The 575-nt window shown below is 63.1% G+C and carries 1 protein-coding gene; it reads left to right on the top strand.

Annotated elements, in window-relative coordinates; genetic code table 11:
• A partial coding sequence (locus ACR0C9_RS21860; protein ID WP_480782060.1) for a DegT/DnrJ/EryC1/StrS family aminotransferase occupies positions 1-575 on the top strand: 575 nt, incomplete at both ends.

Genomic DNA, 575 nt, shown 5'->3' with positions numbered 1-575 from the left:
GGCTCGGCCATCCCGCGTCAGATCGACTTTGCCCGCATGCGTCAGATCGCCGACATGGTCGGCGCGTATCTGCACGTGGACATGGCGCATTTCGCCGGTCTGGTGGCGGCGGGCGAACACCCCTCTCCTTTCCCGCATGCGCATGTGGCGACCACAACGACTCACAAAACCCTGCGTGGTCCGCGTGGGGGTATGATCCTGACCAATGATGAAGATATCGCTAAGAAAGTGAACTCGGCGATCTTCCCCGGCATTCAGGGCGGCCCGCTGATGCATGTGATCGCGGCCAAGGCCGTGGCCTTTGGCGAGGCGCTGCGCCCTGAGTTCAAATCCTACATCCAGCAGGTCGTGACCAATGCGCAGGCGCTGTCGGACCAGCTGATCAAGGGTGGTCTGGACACGGTGACCCACGGCACCGACACCCATGTGGTTCTGGTCGACCTGCGCCCCAAGGGCGTCAAGGGCAACGCCACCGAAAAGGCTCTGGGCCGGGCGCATATCACCTGCAACAAGAACGGCGTGCCGTTTGACCCCGAAAAGCCGACCATCACGTCGGGCATCCGTCTGGGCAGCCC

It is taken from the genome of Ruegeria sp. C12, assembly GCF_056537745.1.
Note: the sequence above shows the minus strand (reverse complement) of the source record. Positions and strands in the feature narration are given on the sequence as shown.